This is a genomic window from Actinokineospora diospyrosa (genome assembly GCF_024171925.1).
In the GTDB taxonomy this organism is placed as follows: domain Bacteria; phylum Actinomycetota; class Actinomycetes; order Mycobacteriales; family Pseudonocardiaceae; genus Actinokineospora; species Actinokineospora diospyrosa.
This window is the reverse complement of the sequence record NZ_JAMTCO010000010.1, coordinates 83741-103203: the sequence shown is the minus strand read 5'-3', so window position 1 is coordinate 103203 and position 19463 is coordinate 83741. Positions and strand designations below refer to the sequence as shown.

Sequence of the window (19463 nt, the reverse complement as noted above, 5' to 3'; positions counted from 1 at the left end):
GATCGCGTGGGCGGGCGAGGGGAGGCCGCGGGCAGCGATCAAGCGTGGGGTCTGGTTGGCGCGGAGGGCGGCGAAGCGGGCGATGGGTGGCTCGGGGGGCCTGCAGTGGCTGGCGCGACCGCTGGGGGGCAGTGGCGAGGCCAGGCGCTGAGGTGGAGCTCGCGAGTCCGAACGACTGGCCAGGGCGCACCGGCTCGCGGGTGCTGAGAGCGGTGGACCCCGCCCGTTGACGCGCAGGGGGCAAGCGCCACAGGGACCGGGCGAGGCAGCTCGTCAGTTGACCAAGGCACCGGACCGGCGAGTGGCTGAGCAGGGCCCGGTGACCGGATGGGGCCAGTGGTGCACCGGAGCGGGCTCAGTAGTCCCAGTGCCATCCGGTGACGTCGTTGGGGAGGTTGTGGGGTTTGTACGTCAAGGTCCCGTGCACGCTGGAGGAGTCGATCAGGACGACGCCGTAGTAGCCCGAGTCCGACAGGTAGAAGTCGTCGGGGAGGTAGCGGTGTTCGGGGAGGCAGGAGGTCACCACGCCCTTGCCGGTGGCCTTGCCGTCCTTGTCCTCTGTGGCGAAGTCGCCCGCGCTCATCCACCAGCCGGAGTCCGGTTGGTACTGCTCCGAGGTCTGCAGCACGATCGTGGCGGCCAGGTAGTGCCCGTTGTTGGGCGGGAGGCTGCCCGGCTCGGTGCAGTCGACCGCCACCACGCTGTCCAACCAGAGCGTGGCGAGGGTGGGGCTGCCACTGGAGCGGATCTCGATCTGGCGGCCCAGGCGGGCTGCCGTTGTCCCGTCCGGCGAGGATCGCTCGCTGGAACAGGCGGCGAGCAGCAGTCCCGCGGCGGCCAGGGCGACCGGGAACCGCGCCCACCGGCGCACGTACGACATTTGACCTCCAGACGAACTCCTATGTCGTAATTAGTCGAATTTTGTTACCACGTCAAAAGAATCACACGGAGCGTGTCCGAACGGTTGCGCACAAACAGGACCGCTCACCCCGGGTCGTCGACTGAATGCGCTCGATATTCGGTAAAACTGGGAAAGTGACGGCCAGCACCCGCGAGGCCCGCGAGCGCGGTGGATACGCTGACCCCCGGTGGAGTCGGGGCGAGCGGTGGGAGTGCGGGGCTAGATGACCAACCTGGTCAACCTGGAGAACGTGAGCAAGAGCTTCGGCGTGCGGCCGCTGCTCGACGGGGTCTCCCTGGGTGTCGCGAGCGGTGACCGCATCGGCGTCGTCGGGCTCAACGGTGGCGGGAAGACGACGCTGCTGGAGGTCCTGGCTGGACTGGAGCCCGTCGACGAGGGCCGGGTGAGCCGGGCCAGGGACCTGCGGATGGCGGTGGTGACGCAGCGCACCGAGCTGGCCAAGGGGTCCACTGTGCGCAACGCGGTGCTCGACCCGCTGGGGATCACCGAGGACCACCAGTGGGCGGCCGACGCGCGGGCGCGGTCGATCCTGGAGGGACTGGAGATCACCACCCTCGGGTTGGACAGCCCGGTCGACACCATGTCCGGTGGCGAGCGGCGCCGGGTCGCGCTGGCCGCGGCGCTGGTGCGCGAGCTGGACCTGGTGGTGCTCGACGAGCCGACCAACCACCTCGACGTCGAGGGGGTGCGCTGGCTGGCCGATCACCTGCTCGCCCGCGGCAGCGCGCTGGTGGTCGTCACGCACGACCGCTGGTTCCTCGACACCGTCTGCACCCGCACCTGGGAGGTCGTCGGCGGCCAGGTCGAGCAGTACGAGGGCGGGTACGCCGACTGGATCTACGCCAGGGCCGAGCGCGCGCGGCTGGCCGACACGCTGGAGGAGAAGCGGCGCAACCTGGCTCGCAAGGAACTGGCCTGGCTGCGCCGCGGCGCCCCGGCCCGCACGTCCAAGCCGCGCTACCGCATCGAGGCCGCGGAGGCGCTGATCTCCGACGTCCCGCCGCCGCGCGACAACGTCGAGCTCCTCGCGTTCGCCAAGCGCCGCCTCGGCCGGACGGTGGTCGAGCTCGAGGACGTCTCGATCAGCGCGGGCGACAAGCCCATCCTCGACGACGAGACCTGGCGGATCGGCCCCGGTGACCGCGTCGGACTGGTCGGTGTCAACGGTTCCGGCAAGACCACCGTGCTCCGGTTGCTGGCGGGCGACAGTGAACCCCTTGCGGGCAAACGCATCCAGGGCCAGACCGTCCGATTGGCACACTTGACCCAGGAACTGCGCGAACTGCCGCCGCAGCAACGGGTCCTGGAGGCGGTCGAGGAGATCGCGCGCCGGGTGACGCTGGGCAAGCAGGAGTTGTCCGCCTCCCAACTGGCCGAGCGGTTCGGGTTCCCGGCGAACAAGCAGTGGACGCCCATCGGCGACCTCTCCGGTGGCGAGCGCCGCAGGCTCCAGCTGGCCCGCCTGCTGATGGCCGAGCCCAACGTCCTGCTGCTCGACGAGCCCACCAACGACCTCGACATCGACACCCTCCAGCAACTGGAGGACCTGCTCGACTCCTGGCCGGGCACCATCGTCGTCGTCTCGCACGACCGCTACCTGGTCGAACGCGTCTGCGACCGGGTGGTCGCCCTCTTCGGCGACGGCAAGATCACCCAGCTGGTCGGCGGCATCGAGGAGTACCTGACCCGCCGCACCGCGATGCTGGCCGCCGCCCCGGCAGCGGCCAAGCAGGCGAAGCAGTCCAAGCAGACCGGACAGACCGGGCAGGCCGCGCCGCAGGTCAAGGCCAGCGCCGCCGACCAGCGCGCCGCGCGCAAGGAGCTGGCCAAGATCGAGCGCCAGGTCGACAACCTCGCCAAGAAGGAGGCGCAGCTGCACGCGGCGCTCGCCGAGGCCGCGACCGACGCCGCCAAGCTGCTCGAACTCGACGCGGAGCTGCGCTCGGTGGTCTCGGCCAAGGACGACCTGGAGCAGCAATGGCTCGAACTCGCCGATACCGCGGAGTAACTCTGATCTAGGCTGGGCGTTATGAGCCGGTTCGTCGACAAGCTGCTGGACACCGCGCGCACCCGGGGGGAGCACCAGGGGATCACCACGGGTGAGCCGAAGGAGCCCGTCCGCCACACCTGGGCGCAGGTGCACGAACGCGCACTGCGGATGGCCGGTGCGCTGGTCGCGGGGGGTTTGCGCGAGCAAGGCGCGGTGGCGGTGCTGGCCGCGGAGCCGGTCGCCATCGCCCCCGCGGTGCAGGCCGTCTGGCTGGCTGGCGGCAGCGTCACCATGCTGCACCAGCCGACCGCGCGGACCGACCTGGCCGAGTGGGCGCACGACACCGTCCGCGTGCTGAACATGATCGACTCCAAGCTGGTGCTGCTCGGCGCCCCGTTCGACCAGTTGGCCCCGCTGCTCGACGAGCACGGCATCGGCTACCTGCGCCTCGACGAGCTCGCCGACGGCGACCCGCTCACCGAGGTCGTCACCGTCGGCGAGGACGCGCCCGCGCTGCTGCAGCTCACCAGCGGCTCCACCGCCGACCCCAAGGCCGTGCGGATCACCCACGGCAACCTGTTCTCCAACCTCACCGCCATGGTCGACACCGCCGAGATCGACGTCGAGGTCGACGTGATGGTGTCGTGGTTGCCGCTGTTCCACGACATGGGCATGGTCGGCTTCCTCACCGTCCCGATGACCGCGGGCATCGAGCTGGTCAAGGTCACCCCGGTCGAGTTCCTCGGCGGTCCGCTGATCTGGGCCGACCTGATCTCCCGCTACGGCGGCACCATCACCGCCGCGCCCAACTTCGCCTACGCGCTGCTCGGCCGCCGACTGTCCGGAGTGGACGAAGAGGGCAAGTACGACCTGTCGTCGCTGCGGTTGGCGCTCAACGGCGCCGAGCCGATCGACGAGAAGGCGGTGCGCGCGTTCACCGGCGAGGGCGCGAAGTTCGGGCTGCGCGCGGAATGCGTGTTCCCCGCCTACGGCATGGCCGAGGCGACGCTCGCGGTGTCGTTCGCGCCGCTGTTCACCGGGCTGACCCTCGACCACGTGGACGCCGAGAAGCTGGAAGCGGACAACGTCGCCGAGCCCGCGGGCGCGGACTCCGGTCGCGCTTTCGCTGTGCTGGGCAAGCCCTTGCGCGGCATCGAGGCGCGGATCGTGGCCGACTCGGGTGAGGTCGTCGGCGAGCGCCGGGTCGGTGAGATCCAGCTGCGCGGCGAGGCCGTCACCCCCGGCTACCTGACCGTCAACGGCCCCGTCGCCACCCAGGACGCCGACGGCTGGCTCGCCACCGGCGACATCGGCTACCTCGTCGACGGCCAGATCGTGATCTGCGGCAGGCGCAAGGACGTGATCATCCTCGGCGGCCGCAACATCTACCCGACCGACATCGAGCGCGCCGCGCAGACCGTGGACGGCGTGCGCGCGGGCAACGCGGTCGCGGTCCGGATCGACGCGGGCTCCCGGCGGGAGCGCTTCGCCGTGGTCGTGGAGTCCCGGCTGGCCGAGGACGAGGCCGCGGTGAAGGTGCTGCGCAAGGACATCGGGGCGCGCGTGTTCGAGGCCGTGAACGCGCGACCGGTGGCGGTCGTGGTGCTGAAGCCGGGCTCGCTGCCCAAGACCCCGTCCGGCAAGCTCCGCCGGGCCGCCGCGGGCGAGCAGATCTCGGCGTCGGTCAAGGCCGCGGAGAGCTGAAAAGCGGTTGCCCCGGGGGACCGGGGCGGCCGTAAGGTGCCTGCCATGGGAATCCAGGCGATCAGGTTGCGCCGCGCCTGAGCGGCGGCGTGTTTCCCGCGTTCCGCTGCTTCCAGCTGACCGTCGGGCGGCTTCGTGCCGCCCGTTCGCCGAAGCCGCGGAGATCCCTTGCGCACCCACGCCCATGGCAGGCACGAGCTCGGCCAGAACTTCCTCGTCGACCCGGCCACCATCGCGACCATCGTCAGCCGCGTCCGCGCCACCGACGGCCCCATCGTCGAGATCGGTGCGGGCGACGGCGCGTTGACCCTGCCCCTGCAGCACCTCGACCGCCCGCTCACCGCGGTTGAGATAGACCCGAGGATGGCGGAGCGACTCCGGCGCAGGACCACCGCGGACGTCGTCACAGCGGACTTCCTGCGCTACCCGCCACTCCCGCGACCGCACGTCCTGGTGGGCAACCTGCCGTTCCACCAGACGACCGCGCTGCTGCGGCACATCTTGCGCCTACCGGCGTGGACGCACGCCGTCCTGCTCACCCAGTGGGAGGTGGCCCGCAAGCGCGCGGCCGTCGGCGGGGCGACGATGATGACCGCCCAGTGGTGGCCCTGGTTCGACTTCCACCTCGTCGCCAGGGTCCCCGCCCGTGCGTTCCGACCACACCCGACAGTCGACGGTGGACTGTTCACCATCACCCGCAGGTCCGCCGCCCTGGTCCCGGTGGCTGATCGTCAGCGCTACCAAGACCTCGTGCACCGGCACTTCACCCGCGACTCGCGGGCCGCCAAGCACCGCTCGGCCCACCAGTGGGCCGAGCTCTTCAGCGGCGGCGCAAGACGGCGAGCCAGGCGTCCTTGATGGCGTCCACGGCGCCCGGGTGGTAGCCCTGGCCGGGGTAGGCCGACAGCCCGATGCGCAGGCCCTCCACCTGCTCGGCGGTCGGCCCGGCGCCGTGTTCGTTCGCGGCGCGGTCCAGCAGGTGGGCCAGGCGCTCGACGTCGGTCGGGTGGTAGCCGCGGGTGCCGGGCGGGGCGGGCGGCAGCGGCAGGTACGGGGCCTCGGAGTTGGCCGGGATGACCTTGAGGGCGTCCTCGACCGCGCGCGCCTGCAGCTCGGCGGCCACCGAGTCGAGGAACTCGTCCACCTGGTCCTCGTTGTAGCCGCGCTTGACCCGGGGGGCGGCGTCGAAGGCGATCTCGCGGACCTCGGCGACCGACAGCGCGACGCGGCCGGACAGGGCGGCCTCCACCCGGTCCAGGAAGTCGTCGACCTGGTCCTCGTGGTAGCCGCGCTTGCCGAACGGCGCCTTGTCGAAGGTCACCTCGCGCACGGTCTCGGGGGTGAGGGACAACCCGGCCTCCTTCGTCAGCCCGCGTGGTAGGTGTTCTGCGCCGCCTCGATGCCCTGCGACACCAGCGCGGTCACCGCGTCGGCGCAGGTGTCCACCTCGAGCGCCAGTTCCTTGCGCTCGGTGGCCGAGAAGTCCCGCAGCACGTAGTCCGCCGGGTCCATCCGGCCGGGTGGGCGGCCGATGCCGAAGCGGATCCGATAGTAGTCCTTGGTGCCCAGCGACTTGGTGATCGAACGCAGTCCGTTGTGGCCGTTCTCGCCGCCGCCCAGCTTCAGCCGGATCGTGCCGAACGGCAGGTCCAGCTCGTCGTGCACCACCGCGATCCGGTCCGCGCCCGCCTTGAAGAACTTGGCCGTGCCCACCACCGGGCCGCCGGAGAGGTTCATGAACGCGCGCGGCTTCACCAGCACGACCCGCTGGTCGGCGAGCCTGCCCTCGACCACCTCGGCGCCCGCCTTGTGCGCCTTGAACCGGCCGCCGAGCCGGGCGGCGAGCTCGTCGAGGACCAGGAACCCGATGTTGTGCCGGTTGCCCTCGTAGCGCGGACCGGGGTTGCCCAGCCCGACCAGCACCATCGGCGCCTCGTCAGCCATCCACCGCTCCCCGTGACGTGCGACTGCCCCGGCCCGAGGACGATCCGGGACCGGGGCAGCCGCGCAAGACCAGATCAGCCCGCGGATTCCGAGGACTTGGGCTCCTCGACCACGCCAGCGCCCTCGGTGTCCTGGGTCGCCTCGAGCTGCGCGGCGGTCGGGGCCGGGTTGACCGCCAGGACCAGCGCCTCGGGGTCGGTGACCAGGGTCGCGCCGCGGGGCAGCTCGACCTGGGCCGCGGTGATGTGGGTGCTCGCCTGCACACCCTGGATGTTGAGCTCGACCTGCTCCGGGATGTGCAGCGCCTCGACCTCGATCAGCAGCGAGGTGAGGTCCTGGGTGACCAGGGTGGCCGGGGCGGCGTCGCCGGTGACCACGATCGGCACCTCGACGGTGACCTTCTCGCCGCGCTGCACCAGCAGCAGGTCGACGTGCTCGATGTAGTTCTTGAGCGGGTGGGTGGTGACCGTCTTGGTCAGCGCCAGCTCGGTGTCCGAGCCGATGTTGAGGGTCAGCACCGCGTTCTGGCCGTGCTCGCGCACGACGCGGGCGAACTCCAGGCCGGGCAGGGCCAGGTGCTTGGGGTCGGAACCGTGTCCGTAGAGCACGGCGGGGATCTTGCCCGCGCGGCGGGTGCGGCGCGCGGCGCCCTTGCCGAACTCGGTGCGCTGTTCGGCGGCCAGACGTACCTCGGACACGGTGGTGCTCTCCTTGCGATCAGCAGTGCGGCGGGGGCGCGACTTCACAGTCGGGGCGGGTGGCCTGCGGCAAGGGGCACGGGAGGCAGTGAGACGCCACGGTTCGAAGAACCGAACCGCCACGTCGATCACGCCAGGCGCGATGCCCGCCTCGCCGAGGCAACTCGAATAGTTTACGCAGGCGTCACCGGTGGGGCGAACCCGGGGTCGCCCCACCGAGCGGTGCGCTCAGGCGTCGCCGTCGAACAGCGACGTGACCGACCCGTCCTCGAACACCTGCTGGATGGCGCGGGCCAGCAGCGAGGCGATCGACAGCACGGTCATCCCGGGGTAGCGCTTCTCGTCCGGGATGGGCAGCGTGTTGGTGAAGATGACCTCCCGCGCGCCGCTGTCGGCGAGCCGGTCGCGGGCCGGGCCGGAGAGCACGCCGTGCGTCGCGGCCATGACCACGTCGGAGGCGCCCTCGTCGAGCAGTTGGCGCACCGCCTTGGCGATCGTGCCGCCGGTGTCGACCATGTCGTCGATGACCACGCACAGCTTGCCCTCGACCTCACCGACCACCCGGTTGGCGACGACCTCGTTGGGCCGCAGCGGGTCGCGGGTCTTGTGGATGAACGCGATCGGCACGCCGCCGAGGTCGTCGGCCCACTTCTCGGCCAGCTTTGTGCGACCGGCGTCCGGGGAGACCACCACGATGTTGTCGGTGGGGTAGTTGTCCTTGATGTAGCGGGCCAGGATGCTCTGCGCGAACAGGTGGTCCACCGGGCCGTCGAAGAAGCCCTGGATCTGCGCGGTGTGCAGGTCGACGGTCATGATCCGGTCGGCGCCCGCCACCTTGAACAGGTCGGCGATCAGCCGCGCGGAGATCGGCTCGCGGCCCTTGTGCTTCTTGTCCTGCCGCGCGTACGGGTAGAACGGCATGATCACGGTGATCCGCTTGGCGCTAGCCCGCTTGAGCGCGTCGACCATGAGCAGCTGCTCCATGATCCACTGGTTGATCGGCGCGGTCGCGCTCTGCATCACGAACGCGTCGCAGCCGCGCACCGACTCCTCGAAGCGCACGAAGATCTCGCCGTTGGCGAAGTCGTAGGCCGACTGCGGGGTGATGGTGGTGTTGAGGTGCTTGGCGACTTCCTCGGCGAGCTCGGGGTGGGCCCGGCCGGAGAACAGCATCAGGTTCTTCTTCGGGGTCCCGGGTTTGGTGCTCATCCGTTGTCCTCGCTGGTTCCGTCGGCGGGGTGGGCCCGCTGCGCCGCCTCGGCGGCTGGCGTGCCAGGGCGGTGGCGGACCACCCAGTTCTCGATGTTGCGCTGGGGGCCGCCGGACACCGCGAGCGCGCCGGGCGGCACGTCGCGGCGCAGGACCGTGCCAGCGCCGCTGTAGGCCCCGTCACCGATGGTGACGGGTGCTACGTACATGTTGTCCGATCCCATGCGCACGTGGGAGCCGACAACTGTGTGGTGTTTGTTCACCCCGTCGTAGTTGACGAACACGCTAGCTGCACCGATGTTGCTGTGCTCACCAATCGTGGCGTCACCCACATAGGACAAGTGCGGGACCTTCGACCCCACCCCGATGTCGGCGTTCTTGGTCTCCACGAAGGTGCCGATCTTGCCCTTGGCGCCGAGGCGGGTCCCCGCGCGCAGGTACGAGAACGGGCCGACGCTCGCGCCGTCGCCGATCTCGGCCGACGAACCGTGCGTGCGCACCACCTGCGCGCCCGCGCCGACCACCACATCGGTCAGCGTGGTGTCCGGGCCGACCAGGGCACCCTCACCGACGGTGGTCGAGCCGCGCAGCTGGGTGTTGGGCTCGATCAGCACGTCGCGGGCCAGCACCACGCCCTGGTCCACCCAGGTCGTCGCCGGGTCGACCACGGTCACGCCCGCGCGCATCCACGCCTCGACGGTGCGCCGGTTCAGCTCGGCGCCCAGCTTCGCCAGCTGCACCCGGTCGTTGACCCCCTCGACCAGCCAGGGGTCCGCGCAGACCAGGGCGCCGACCCGGCGGCCGTCGGCGCGGGCGGTGCCCAGCACGTCGGTCAGGTACAGCTCGCCCTGGGAGTTGTCGGTCTTGAGCCGCGACAAGCCGTCGACGAGCACGGCGGCGTCGAAGGCGTAGACACCGGAGTTGACCTCGTCGATGGCGTGCTGGGCCTCGGTGGCGTCCTTGTGCTCGACGATCCGCTCGACCGTGCCGTCCTCGGCGCGCACGATGCGGCCGTAGCCGGTCGGGTCGGGGACCCGGGCGGTGAGCACGGTGACCGCGTTGCCCCGCTCGGCGTGCTCGGCGAGCAGCGCGGCCAGGGTGGCGGTGTCCAGCAGCGGCACGTCACCGTAGGTGACCAGGACCGTGCCGGTGACCGCGCCGAGCGGGGCCAGCCCGCAGGCCACGGCGTGCCCGGTCCCGTCCTGGGTCTCCTGCACCGCGGTGGTCACCCCGCGCCCCAGCGCGTCGGCGACCCCGGACAGGTGCGCGCCGACCGCGTCGCGGCCGTGCCCGAGCACCACGACCAGGTGGTCGGGGCCGAGACCGGCCGCGGCCCGGACCGCGTGCTCGACCAGCGGCCTGCCCGCGACCGGGTGCAGCACCTTGGGGGTCGTCGACCGCATCCGGGTGCCTTCCCCAGCGGCCAGGATGACGGAGGTGACCTGACCCAGGCGTGCACGATCGGGGGAGGTTGTAGACATCGCGCTCCCTAGCATTGGCGAAACGAGGCGGAAGGGAGGTCCGCCCGCGGCGGGTTCGCGCGCGACAGGCGACCGGTCGCCGATCCTACGTGGTCTCCGGGAGCACCCACGCCGGGTCCAACCGGGCGCCGGTGGCGTTCTCCTCGTCCGCTCCGCCCTCGTCCGACCCGCCCGCGCCGTCCTCGGCCGCGCCGGTGCGCACGGCGACGATGTCGTTGCCGCCGCCGCGCTTGGCCTGGTACATCGCCGCGTCCGCCCGGGCCAGCGCGCGCACCGCGGTCTCCTGCGGGCGCAACGACACCACGCCGATCGACAGCGTCACCCCGTGCGACAGGTCGTGCGGCAAGCTCGCGATCGCGCTCAATGCCCGGCGCAAAGCTGCCTCCGCTGCCGACAACGGTGCGCCCGGCAGCAAAACAATGAATTCATCGCCGCCGTAGCGGGCAACCATGTCGCTGCCGCGCAACGCGTCCCGCAGGGTGCTGGCGACAACCCGCAGCACGTCGTCGCCCTCGGCGTGCGACATGCGGTCGTTGACGCCCTTAAAGCCGTCCAGGTCGACCAGTGCGACGGCCAGCGGGTGGTTGGCGGGCGTTCCGGCCAGGACCTCCAGCCGCTCGTCGAGCGCGCGCCGGTTCGGCAGCCCGGTGAGCGGGTCCTGCAGCGCCTGCAGCGCGATCGCGCCGTGCATCCGCGAGAGCCGCTCGTGCTCGCGGCGGGTGTTGAGGGTGGCGATCCGCGACTCGCGCATGTCCCACAGCTGCGCTTCCAGCTCGGTCGCGTAGTGCTCGAGCGCGCCGATCGTGCGCTCGCTGCCGCTGGCACCCGACAGCCGCGCGTACTCGCGGATCAGGCACAGCCGCAGGGTCGGCTCGGCCGCCTCGTGGTACATCCGCGACCGCGCCTCGCCCAGCACGTCGACCGCCTCGTCCTCGCGGCCCTCGTGCTCCAGGCACCTGGCCAGCGCGACCGCCACGATCACCAGCTCGCGCGGGTAGCGCATGGACGCGGAGAGCCGCTGCAGCCGGTTGATGTGCGCCCCGGACGGCTGGGCCAGCGCCAGCGCGGCGCCGATGATCGGGTTCTGGTCGGCGGCGAGCAGGCTCGGGTCGCGCGGGAACAACGACTCGCGGAACGGCGCCTCGACCGCGACCGCGATCGCCGCCGCGGTGGCGAAGCGCTCACCGGCCCGCTCGTCCTCGCCGATGCGCTCCAGCCGCAGCCCCCAGCCGACCAGCAGCCGGGCCCGGTTGATCAGGTGCACCGAGATCAGGTGCGGGCCCGCGCTGGCCCGGATGCACCGGTTCGCCCGGGCCATCACCTGGTCGGCGACCTCGTAGACGCCCAGTTGGGTGAGCACGGTGCCGATGTCCATCAGCGTGCCCGCCATGATCATGTCCCAGTTGCGGCCGCCGAGCAGCACGTCCGGGGTGATGTCCTCGTCGAGCATGGCCAGCGCCACCGCGGCCTCGGTCAGCGCGGCGTCCTCGGCGCCCGCTAACAGCAGCCGCCGACCGCGCAGGGCGTGCGCGTCGGCCTGCAGCACGATCAGGCCGTGCCTGCGGGTGTGCGCGAGCAGCTCGTCCAGCAGCGGCTCGGCCGAGTCGGCCATGTCGTTGGTGACCACCCGCACCGCGATGGCCGAGCGCAGCAGTTGCGCGACCATCCTGGGCTCGCCGCGGTGCTGCGCCTCGGCCAACAACCGGTCGACCTCGGTGGTGTGGCGCAGCCGCTCGGCCGCGGGCGACACCTGGATGACCGCGAGCAGTTCCCGTGCGCGCCCGACCAGCCAGGCGTCGGAGCGCTCCTCCAACGCGGGCAGCTCACCCGGGTCCCGCTGCTCGTCGTCCACGTGCGGCGCGGCACCCCCTCGTACGCGTCTGCTTCGGTGGGTTGAGTCGGAAAGGGCGCGGCGCGGAGTCCCGCCCCGCGAGTTGGTGGGGCGATTGACTCAGCTGTGACCGCTTGCTCCGCCGCCAGGATTCGAACCTGAACCATTGGAACCAAAATCCAAGGTGCTGCCTTTACACCACGGCGGATCGCGAGCGGTGTTCGCTCACAGTGGGGAACATCGTGGCACGAGGGTACCCACCGGGGCAGCCCTACCCGGGCGATTGGGCCCCGCTCGCGTCCGAACGGGTGTTATCGGTGTCACAAGATCCGCAACGGCGTCACCGAACGGGGCGGTATGGGTGCGGACCGTTCCTTGCCTGGTCAACCGAACCCCACCCCCGTGACGTGGCGCCGACCTCGGGTACTGGCGCGCGGCCCGGATCGTTCCTTACGCTGTCGTAGGTTACGGCACCGTAGGTGAGCCTGGCCCCGGTTCGAGAGAGGGACATCGCATGACGAGCACGCTCGATGCCACAACGGGAGAGTCGACCAAGGGCCCGAAACCGATCATCGAGGGCAAGCGCAACCTCGCCACCCGGATCGCGGTCTACATCTTCATCCTGGTCCCGTTCGCGGCGCTGGTCGCGGCCGTCCCGTTCGCCTGGGGCTGGGGGCTGGGCTGGGTCGACGTCGCGCTCGCGGTGTTCTTCTTCTACCTCTCCGGCCTCGGCGTGACCGTCGGCTACCACCGGTTGTTCACCCACGGCTCGTTCAAGGCCAAGCGCCCGCTCAAGATCGTGCTCGCCGTGATGGGCAGCATGGCCGTGCAGAGCCCCCCGGTCACCTGGGTCGCCGACCACCGCCGCCACCACGCGTTCTCCGACCGCGAGGGCGACCCGCACTCGCCGTGGCTGTTCGGCACCTCGCCCGCCGCGCTGGCCAAGGGCTTCTGGCACGCGCACATGGGCTGGATCTTCGACCACGACGTCACCAACAAGCAGCGCTTCGCGCCGGACCTGGTGGCGGACAAGGACATCGTCCGGGTCAACAAGCTCTTCCCGGTCCTCACCGGACTGACCCTGCTGCTGCCCGCCCTGCTCGGCGGCCTGATCAGCTGGTCGTGGTGGGGCGCGTTCACCGCGTTCTTCTGGGCGGGCCTGGTCCGCGTCGCGGTGCTGCACCACGTCACCTGGTCGACCAACTCGATCTGCCACATGATCGGCGAGCGCCCGTTCGCCAGCCGCGACAAGGCAGCCAACTTCTGGCCGCTGGCCGTCCTGAGCTTCGGCGAGTCGTGGCACAACCTGCACCACGCCGACCCCACCTGCGCCCGCCACGGCGTCCAGCGCGGCCAGATCGACACCTCGGCCCGGCTGATCTGGATCTTCGAGAAGCTCGGCTGGGCCACCGACGTCCGCTGGCCGTCGGCCGCCAGGCTCGCCAAGCTCACCGTTCGCTGATCAAGCCCCTAGGCTGGGGCGGTGGTGAGAAGGAACGAGGCGCAGCAGGCGACCCGCGTGCGCATGACCGGCAAGGAACGCCGCCAACAACTACTCGACGTCGCCCGCGCCCTCTTCGCCGACAAGGGTTTCGACGGCACCTCGGTCGAGGAGATCGCCAACCGCGCGGGCGTCAGCAAACCCGTCGTCTACGAGCACTTCGGCGGCAAGGAGGGCATCTACGCGGTCGTGGTGGACCGCGAAACCCGAGCCCTCCTCGACGGCATGACCGACGCCCTCTCCGACGAGGCCCACCCCAGGGTCCTGCTCGAGCGCGCCGCCGCGTCCCTGCTGGACTACGTGGAGAGCAACACCGACGGCTTCCGCATCCTCGTGCGTGACTCCCCGGTGGCCACCTCGACCGGCACCTTCTCGAGCCTGCTCAACGACATAGCCAGCCAGGTCGAACACATCCTCGGCGTCCAATTCGACCGCCGCGGGTACGCCCCATCCTTGGCGGGCCTCTACAGCCAAGCCCTCGTCGGCATGGTCGCCCTGACCGGCCAGTGGTGGCTGGAAGCCCGAGACCCGCACAAGGACGAGGTAGTGGCCCACCTCGTCAACCTGGCCTGGAACGGGCTCTCACACCTGGAAGGCGAACCGACGCTCGCCGAGGACCCGTGACCGCGGTGGCCCGCCGGGTGCGGACCACCGCGCGACGGGTCAGCCGGTGCAGGTGCTGGGGTCGATGAGCACCTGCTGCAGGTCGCCCCACCCCTGGCCGATCCACTGCGGCAGACCGGAGTTGGCCCACGTGGTGTTGCCCACGTCGTAGTGGTACCAGTACAGGTTCCCGCCGGAGCCGACCGTGTAGAGCGCGCCGCCACCGGAGGACACGCTCGTGTCGAACCACCAGCCCGCGCCGACCGAGTCGGTCTCGGGCCAGGTGCCGGTGTTGCTGTCGTAGCGGTAGCGGTAGAGCTCGTTGTCCCAGGTACGGCGGTAGACGATCCCGTTGTCCCCCGAGACCAGGTTGAGCGTGGGTCCCCAACCGGTGCCGATGTACATCCCGCCCTCGGTGCCCGGTGCCCAGCTCTCGGTGTTCGCATCCCAGGCGTAGTACCGCATCCTGCCGTAGGCGTCGATGCCGAAGAAGTTGCCGGAACTGTCCACGATGAGGTTCGGCGTGTACATGGCGAACCCGTGGCCGATCACCTGGTACTGGCGCGCCCCGTCCACGGCGTCCCAGCCCGTCCCGCTCCAGTGGTAGCGGCGCAACGTGTCGGTGGCGTAGTCGATGTGGAAGAAGTTGCCGTTCCCCGAGGCCAAGGTGTAGCCGTCCGCCCAACCGGAACCGATGTAGGTCTTGGTGGACCAGTTGGCCGCGCCGGTCGACGGTGCGGTGTGCCGGTAGACGAACAACCGCCCATCCGGTTCAACCCCGTACACCTCAGCTGTCGAAGCACAAGTAGGCACCGGCGCCGCCGCCGCGGTCACCGCCATGGTCGGCAACCCCAGCACCGCGGTCACCGCGACCACCACCGCCGTCACGCCCTTGACTGTCCTCACGTGCACTCTCCTTCGTCGGAGTTGCCCCGCTACCCATGCGTGGAGAACGGAGTCGGAGGGCTTGATGCCACCCAGGCCCTCCACCCCTCCTAACAGGACCACCGCCGCTCAGCAACCCGACCCGAATCCCGCCAATCCACAACCTCCCAGCTCCCACTGCGTGTCGCACCCCTGCTCGGCCGCCACCTGCCCCCGTGTGGGTGACCCACCTCGGCCGGACGCAGAGCCTCGGGGGCATGGCGCCCCCGAAGCCCTGATCTGTCTACTTAGGTCGATTGGACCACTTCTTCGGCTTGGTGCGGATGACCTTCGCCTGAACCTTCTTCACGGCGGGCTCGGCACAGCAGTAGGCGAGCCGATGCTGGTGATGTCCGCGCTGATGTCGGTCCACAGATCGGTGGCTTTGGGTGCCAACCTCGTATGGGTGTTGAGGTCGGAGGGCCTGACCCCCAGCCACGCCCTCCGACCTTCCTAACGGCGACCGCCGCCGGGGTGGGCCCGGCGGCGGTCTGGGGCCTGCTACCCGAGGGGATGGGGCAGCAAGCGGCTCGGTGGGTCAGCTGTGGCAGGCGCCCGGGTCGACCAGGACTCGGGCCGGGGTGTCCCAGCCGGTGTCGGCCAGTCGGGGTTGGGCGTTGTTCTGCCAGGTGCCGGTGTCGGCGTCGTAGCTGTACCAGTAGAGGTTGCCGGTGTCCTGGGAGAGGGCGTAGAGGGTTTCGCCGCCCGCCGAATAGATGTTGTCGTAGTGGTTCCAGCCCTCACCGATGGTGCGTTCGGTTGTGGCCCAAGAGTTGTGGGTGAAGTCGTACTTGTAGCGCAGGAGTTCGCCCGTGTCGGTGACGCCGTAGAGGATGCCGTCGCCGGTGGCTATCACGCGGTCGAAGGTGTCCCAGCCGGTGCCGATCACCTTGCCGTTCACGGTGTCCGGGGTCCAGGTGCCCCCGGTCGGGCTCGTGCTGCGCACGTACAGCCGCAGGTTGCCCGCCGCGTCGACCGCGTAGATCCGGCCCTGCTGGTCGATGGTGATGCGGCTGCCGTCGCCGTTGGGCACGTACTGGTCGAAGCCCGAACCGACGGTGGCGTAGAGCGAGCGGCCGAAGAAATCCCACGCCCTGCCGTTCCAGCGGTACTGGTACATGCCCCCGGTCTCGTAGTTGATCAGGTAGATGTTGCCGCCCGGTGCGGCCAACGCGTACTTGTCCTCCAGCCACCCGGTGCCGATGTAGCTCTTCTCGGTCCAGTCCGGGGAACCGGTCTGCGGGGCGTTGTGCTGCTGGACGAACAGCTCGCCGTCCGGGTCGATGCCGAAGAAGTTGGCCGGGCCGGGGCACTGCGCCGGGGTGGCGGTCGCCGCGGTCGGGATGGTGGTGAGGATTCCGACGGACATGGCCACGGCGGCCAGCAAGGTCGCGCCGCGCTTGGTGAAACTCATTTGTCCCCCAATGGGTTTCCGGGTAGGTCAGGAGAGGCAGGAGGTCACGTCGGCCAGAACGCCGACGTTGGTCCAGCCGTAGCCGATCTGGGTGCCGCTGTTCGGGGCCCAGGTGTTGGTGGCCGGGTCGAACCGGTACCAGTGCAGGTCGCCCCGGTAGGTGTTGCCGTAGACGACGTCGCCGCCCGCCGAGGTGATCGACTGCATGCCGTTCCACCCGGTGCCGACGGGCTGGAACCGCTGAGCCCACGCGCCCGACCGGTACACCGAGCGGGTGAGCTCCCCGTCCTGCCCCCGGGCGTAGAGCACGCCGTCGCCCGCCGCGGTGAACTTGCCGACGCCCCGCCAGCCGGTGTCGATGACCGGACCGTTGCGAGTCTCCGGCGTGAACTCGCCGCGGGCCTTGTCCCAGGCGTAGACGCGCAGCTTGTCGAAGTCGGTGAAGTACAGCCGCTCGGCGGAGTCGATGGTGCCGATGAACCCGTGCGCGCCGAGGTAGTGGTTGAACCCGCTGCCGACGACCCGGTACTGCAGGCCGCCTTCGAAGGTGTCCCAACCGTTGCCGTTCCAGTGGTAGCGGCGGAGCTCCCCGGTGACGGTCACCTTGTAGAACACGCCGTCCGGGCCGACCAGGGTGGTGCCGGCTTCCCACCCCTGGCCGATGTACCGCTTACCCGCCCAGCTCGCCGTGCCCGACTCGGGCGTGGCGTGCGGGTAGACGAACAGGTCGCCGTCGGACTCGAAGCCGAACACGTCGGCCTCCGGCGCGCACGCAGGCGGCGCGGCGGCCGCGGGTGCCGCGGCCGCGATGGCGAGTCCGGCCGAGACGCTGAGCGCGGCCACGGCGGCCGCGATGTACTTGGTCAACTTCATGGTGATCCCCAGGATTTCAACGAAAGGTGTGGTTGTCGCGGAATCTGTGCACGCGATCCGAGTCGGAGTCGGTTGTCGTTGCACGTGATTGGTGGGTCTGCTTAGGACCTGAAGTGCGCGTGGAATCCGTGAACGCCGGATCAGGTGGGCCAGACCACGCACGAGCGCGGGTCGGCGAGGGTGGTGACCGTGTTCCAGCCGTAGCCGATCATGGTCCCCTTGTCGCTGACCCACTTGCCGGTCGCGGGTTCGTAGCGGTACCAGTAGAGCCCGCCGGAGTAGTCGGTGGCGTAGAGGACGTCGGCCCCGGCCGAGGTGATCGAGGGCAGTGACTGCCAGCCCGCCCCGACCGGCTGGAAGCGCTGCGTCCAGGTGCCGCTCGCCTGGACGTGCACCGAGCGGGTCAGGGTGCCCGCCTGGCGGCCGTAGATGACCCCCGAGCCGCCGCCGACGATCTTGTCCACCCCGGACCAACCGGTCCCGATCACCGGGCCGTGCGCGGTCGCCGGGGTCCAGCCGCCCTCGTTCGCGCTCCACTGGTACTTGCGCAGGGCGTCGCCCTCGACGAAGTACAGCCCGTAGTCCGCGTCGGTGGTCGCGATCATCCCGCCGTTGCGCAGGTAGCGGTCGAACCCGTGCCCGACGACCTGGTACTGGGTGCTGCCCGCGTAGGTCTGCCAGTGGTCGCCGTTCCACTGGTAGCGGCGGAGCTCGCCGGACGGGGTGATGGTGAAGATCGCGCCATCCGGCCCGACCAACGAGTTGTCCTTGTTCCAGCCGGTGCCGATGTAGCGCTTCGCGCCCCAGTTCGCCGCGCCGGTCAGCGGGGAGTTGTGCGGGTAGGTGAAGAGGTCCCCGTCCTCCTCGAACCCGAAGACGTCGGCGGGGCCGCTGCACTGCGGGCCGCTGATGGGCGCGGCTTGTGCGGTGGTGTTGGCGAGCCCGGTGGTGAGGGTGAGTGCGGTCAGCAGAGCGGCCGCGTACTTGGCCAAAGACATGGTAGTTCCCCAGAGTGGTAGTGCTTGGTGGTGCGAAATCGGAATCCGATCGGCGGCGCTCCCGTCTCGTGCGTGGAAAGACGCCCGGGTTCTGCTTTGGTTGCGCCACAACCTATTCGTTATCGAACCCGGGCCATTTGTCTCGTTCGGATAAATGTCGATCTACTCATCGTGGAATTCGCCCGGTCCAGGCTTCCCGGTCTGCGGCCAGGCGATGGGCCACCGGTGGTCTTGCGGGCTGGTCATCTGGATGACGCCGTCGTCCCGGAGTCGGTTGCCTCGACTTCTCGCCGTGCCCGCAGAGCTGCCGGTTGATCCACAAAGGACTCGGTGGACCTCGGCCCGAGCGGGCCGCGGCAGTGCGCGAACGCGGGACTGGGCCCACCCCCGGATGGAGTAGGCCCAGTTCGGACGACCGCCTGCGAGCGGTGTTCAGCTGGAGTTCAGCGGGAGGTCGGTGTGCACGCGGCGGGATCACCGGAGACGTGAGCCAGGGCACTCCAGCCCCAGCCGATCACCTGGCCGGTGCCGCGGTTGGACCACGCGCCCGCCGCCGCGTCGTAGTGGTAGGCGACTAGGGCGCCGTTGGGGCGAACGCCGTAGAGGGTGTCGCCGCCGACGGAGAACACCGTGCCGAACACGCCCCACCCGGCGCCGACGAGCTTGTCGAACTCGAGCCAGGTGCCGGTCGCGAAGTCGTAGCGGAAGCGGAACAGCTTGCCCGACGAGCTCTCCCTGGCGTAGACGACACCGTCGCCCGCCGCCACGATGCGGTCGAACCGGGCCCAGGTGGGGGGCGGCGCTGCGGCGGACTGGGCGCCGCTCGGGGGCAGGGTGGTCCACTCGCGGACCTCGAGGTTGCCCGCGGCGGTGATCGAGTAGACCTTGCCTGCCGAGTCGACGGTGACCTTCCCGGTGTTGCCGGGCTGGGTGTAGTAGCCCCAGCCGGTGGACACGGTCTGGAACTGGCCGCCGCCGGCGAAGGTGGACCAGCCGCCGCCGGTCCACTGGTAGCGGCGCAGGTCACCGCTGGTCCGGTCGACGAGGTAGAAGACGCCGCCCGGGCCAGCCAGCACCAGGCCGCCGTTCCAGCCGGTGCCGATGTAGCGCTTGGCGCCCCAGTCGGCGCCCCCGGTCTCGGGCTCGTTGTGCGGGTAGACGAACAGCCTGCCGTCCGACTCGACGCCGAACACGTTGGCAGCGGGCGCGCAGCGGGGTGGACCGGCCGCGGCGGGGAGGGTCGTGGACAGGGTCAGGGTGAGCGCGGCGAGCAGGGTGGCGCCGTGCTTGGCGAGAGACATGGGTTCCCCCGGGGTGGGAGGGCAGGAGACCCCTCCAGCGTGCGCCTCCGCGGGCCCTGGGTGAAGACCC

General features: G+C 70.5%; 16 protein-coding genes, 1 tRNA gene and 1 pseudogene. 5 read left to right on the top strand and 13 right to left on the bottom strand.

All coding sequences use genetic code 11. The annotated features are described in order from the left end of the window. Nucleotides 1-355: 355 nt before the first annotated feature. Nucleotides 356-880: a hypothetical protein gene (locus LV75_RS20750; RefSeq protein ID WP_253888645.1), complete on the bottom strand. Its 525-nt coding sequence runs from the start codon at nucleotides 878-880 to the stop codon at nucleotides 356-358. A 244-nt stretch (nucleotides 881-1124) separates the two neighbouring features. Between LV75_RS20750 and LV75_RS20745 the strand changes: the two genes are divergently transcribed. The 3 genes and pseudogenes from LV75_RS20745 to erm all read left to right on the top strand — a co-directional run bounded on the left by LV75_RS20745 (nucleotide 1125) and on the right by erm (nucleotide 5500). After that, the gene (locus LV75_RS20745) at nucleotides 1125-2930 is read left to right on the top strand and encodes an ABC-F family ATP-binding cassette domain-containing protein (protein WP_253888644.1); all 1806 of its coding nucleotides are present in this window, start codon (nucleotides 1125-1127) and stop codon (nucleotides 2928-2930) included. Between the two features lie 21 nt (nucleotides 2931-2951). Beyond that, nucleotides 2952-4616, top strand: coding sequence for a fatty acyl-AMP ligase (locus LV75_RS20740; protein ID WP_253888643.1), 1665 nt, complete (start codon nucleotides 2952-2954; stop codon nucleotides 4614-4616). 168 nt (nucleotides 4617-4784) lie between these two features. Next, a pseudogene (gene erm / locus LV75_RS20735) lies at nucleotides 4785-5500 on the top strand (23S ribosomal RNA methyltransferase Erm). Here the strand turns inward: erm and LV75_RS20730 are convergent. The 7 genes from LV75_RS20730 to LV75_RS20695 all read right to left on the bottom strand — a co-directional run bounded on the left by LV75_RS20730 (nucleotide 5437) and on the right by LV75_RS20695 (nucleotide 11987). Continuing rightward, complete coding sequence (locus LV75_RS20730) at nucleotides 5437-5967, bottom strand: DivIVA domain-containing protein (protein ID WP_301319517.1); 531 nt, start codon at nucleotides 5965-5967, stop codon at nucleotides 5437-5439. The pseudogene erm and the gene LV75_RS20730 overlap by 64 nt on opposite strands. A gap of 14 nt (nucleotides 5968-5981) precedes the next feature. Next, nucleotides 5982-6560, bottom strand: a complete 579-nt coding sequence (gene pth, locus LV75_RS20720) for an aminoacyl-tRNA hydrolase (protein WP_253888641.1) — start codon at nucleotides 6558-6560, stop codon at nucleotides 5982-5984. A gap of 74 nt (nucleotides 6561-6634) precedes the next feature. Continuing rightward, nucleotides 6635-7258: a 50S ribosomal protein L25/general stress protein Ctc gene (locus LV75_RS20715; protein WP_253888640.1), complete on the bottom strand. Its 624-nt coding sequence runs from the start codon at nucleotides 7256-7258 to the stop codon at nucleotides 6635-6637. Between the two features lie 228 nt (nucleotides 7259-7486). Further along, on the bottom strand, nucleotides 7487-8467 hold the full coding sequence (locus LV75_RS20710; protein WP_253888639.1) for a ribose-phosphate diphosphokinase: 981 nt from the start codon (nucleotides 8465-8467) through the stop codon (nucleotides 7487-7489). Then, entirely contained in the window at nucleotides 8464-9948 is a 1485-nt protein-coding gene (glmU, locus tag LV75_RS20705) for a bifunctional UDP-N-acetylglucosamine diphosphorylase/glucosamine-1-phosphate N-acetyltransferase GlmU (RefSeq protein WP_253888638.1), read from the bottom strand. Before glmU ends, LV75_RS20710 begins: the two co-directional genes overlap by 4 nt. 85 nt (nucleotides 9949-10033) lie before the next feature. Continuing rightward, nucleotides 10034-11800 (bottom strand): GGDEF domain-containing protein, encoded by a 1767-nt coding sequence (locus tag LV75_RS20700; RefSeq protein ID WP_253888637.1) that lies wholly within the window; start codon nucleotides 11798-11800, stop codon nucleotides 10034-10036. A 116-nt stretch (nucleotides 11801-11916) separates the two neighbouring features. Next, nucleotides 11917-11987: transfer RNA gene (locus LV75_RS20695), tRNA-Gln, on the bottom strand. 306 nt (nucleotides 11988-12293) lie between these two features. On the opposite strand from LV75_RS20695, the gene LV75_RS20690 reads away from it, so the two are divergent. Together LV75_RS20690 and LV75_RS20685 are read left to right on the top strand one after the other, a co-directional pair. Further along, nucleotides 12294-13241, top strand: a complete 948-nt coding sequence (locus tag LV75_RS20690) for an acyl-CoA desaturase (RefSeq protein WP_253888632.1) — start codon at nucleotides 12294-12296, stop codon at nucleotides 13239-13241. A 63-nt stretch (nucleotides 13242-13304) separates the two neighbouring features. Further along, a complete protein-coding gene (locus tag LV75_RS20685) occupies nucleotides 13305-13904 on the top strand; it encodes a TetR/AcrR family transcriptional regulator (RefSeq protein WP_253888919.1) in 600 nt (199 codons plus the stop codon). 39 nt (nucleotides 13905-13943) lie between these two features. Here the strand turns inward: LV75_RS20685 and LV75_RS20680 are convergent, their stop codons facing one another. From LV75_RS20680 to LV75_RS20660, 5 genes are all read right to left on the bottom strand, one after another. Then, entirely contained in the window at nucleotides 13944-14789 is an 846-nt protein-coding gene (locus LV75_RS20680; protein ID WP_253888631.1) for a tachylectin-related carbohydrate-binding protein, read from the bottom strand. A 556-nt stretch (nucleotides 14790-15345) separates the two neighbouring features. Then, entirely contained in the window at nucleotides 15346-16221 is an 876-nt protein-coding gene (locus tag LV75_RS20675) for a tachylectin-related carbohydrate-binding protein (protein WP_253888630.1), read from the bottom strand. Nucleotides 16222-16248: 27 nt separating this feature from the next. Continuing rightward, nucleotides 16249-17094: a tachylectin-related carbohydrate-binding protein gene (locus tag LV75_RS20670; RefSeq protein WP_253888629.1), complete on the bottom strand. Its 846-nt coding sequence runs from the start codon at nucleotides 17092-17094 to the stop codon at nucleotides 16249-16251. A 140-nt stretch (nucleotides 17095-17234) separates the two neighbouring features. Beyond that, nucleotides 17235-18092, bottom strand: coding sequence for a tachylectin-related carbohydrate-binding protein (locus tag LV75_RS20665; protein ID WP_253888628.1), 858 nt, complete (start codon nucleotides 18090-18092; stop codon nucleotides 17235-17237). Nucleotides 18093-18535: 443 nt separating this feature from the next. After that, a complete protein-coding gene (locus LV75_RS20660) occupies nucleotides 18536-19393 on the bottom strand; it encodes a tachylectin-related carbohydrate-binding protein (RefSeq protein WP_253888627.1) in 858 nt (285 codons plus the stop codon). Nucleotides 19394-19463 lie beyond the last annotated feature (70 nt).

Coding starts and splice junctions, on each gene's coding strand:
- LV75_RS20750 (WP_253888645.1), bottom strand. CDS start 880: ATGTCGTACGTGCGCCGGTGGGCGCGGTTCCCGGTCGCCCTGGCCGCC.
- LV75_RS20745 (WP_253888644.1), top strand. CDS start 1,125: ATGACCAACCTGGTCAACCTGGAGAACGTGAGCAAGAGCTTCGGCGTG.
- LV75_RS20740 (WP_253888643.1), top strand. CDS start 2,952: ATGAGCCGGTTCGTCGACAAGCTGCTGGACACCGCGCGCACCCGGGGG.
- pth (WP_253888641.1), bottom strand. CDS start 6,560: ATGGCTGACGAGGCGCCGATGGTGCTGGTCGGGCTGGGCAACCCCGGT.
- LV75_RS20710 (WP_253888639.1), bottom strand. CDS start 8,467: ATGAGCACCAAACCCGGGACCCCGAAGAAGAACCTGATGCTGTTCTCC.
- glmU (WP_253888638.1), bottom strand. CDS start 9,948: ATGTCTACAACCTCCCCCGATCGTGCACGCCTGGGTCAGGTCACCTCC.
- LV75_RS20690 (WP_253888632.1), top strand. CDS start 12,294: ATGACGAGCACGCTCGATGCCACAACGGGAGAGTCGACCAAGGGCCCG.
- LV75_RS20685 (WP_253888919.1), top strand. CDS start 13,305: ATGACCGGCAAGGAACGCCGCCAACAACTACTCGACGTCGCCCGCGCC.
- LV75_RS20675 (WP_253888630.1), bottom strand. CDS start 16,221: ATGAGTTTCACCAAGCGCGGCGCGACCTTGCTGGCCGCCGTGGCCATG.
- LV75_RS20670 (WP_253888629.1), bottom strand. CDS start 17,094: ATGAAGTTGACCAAGTACATCGCGGCCGCCGTGGCCGCGCTCAGCGTC.
- LV75_RS20665 (WP_253888628.1), bottom strand. CDS start 18,092: ATGTCTTTGGCCAAGTACGCGGCCGCTCTGCTGACCGCACTCACCCTC.
- LV75_RS20660 (WP_253888627.1), bottom strand. CDS start 19,393: ATGTCTCTCGCCAAGCACGGCGCCACCCTGCTCGCCGCGCTCACCCTG.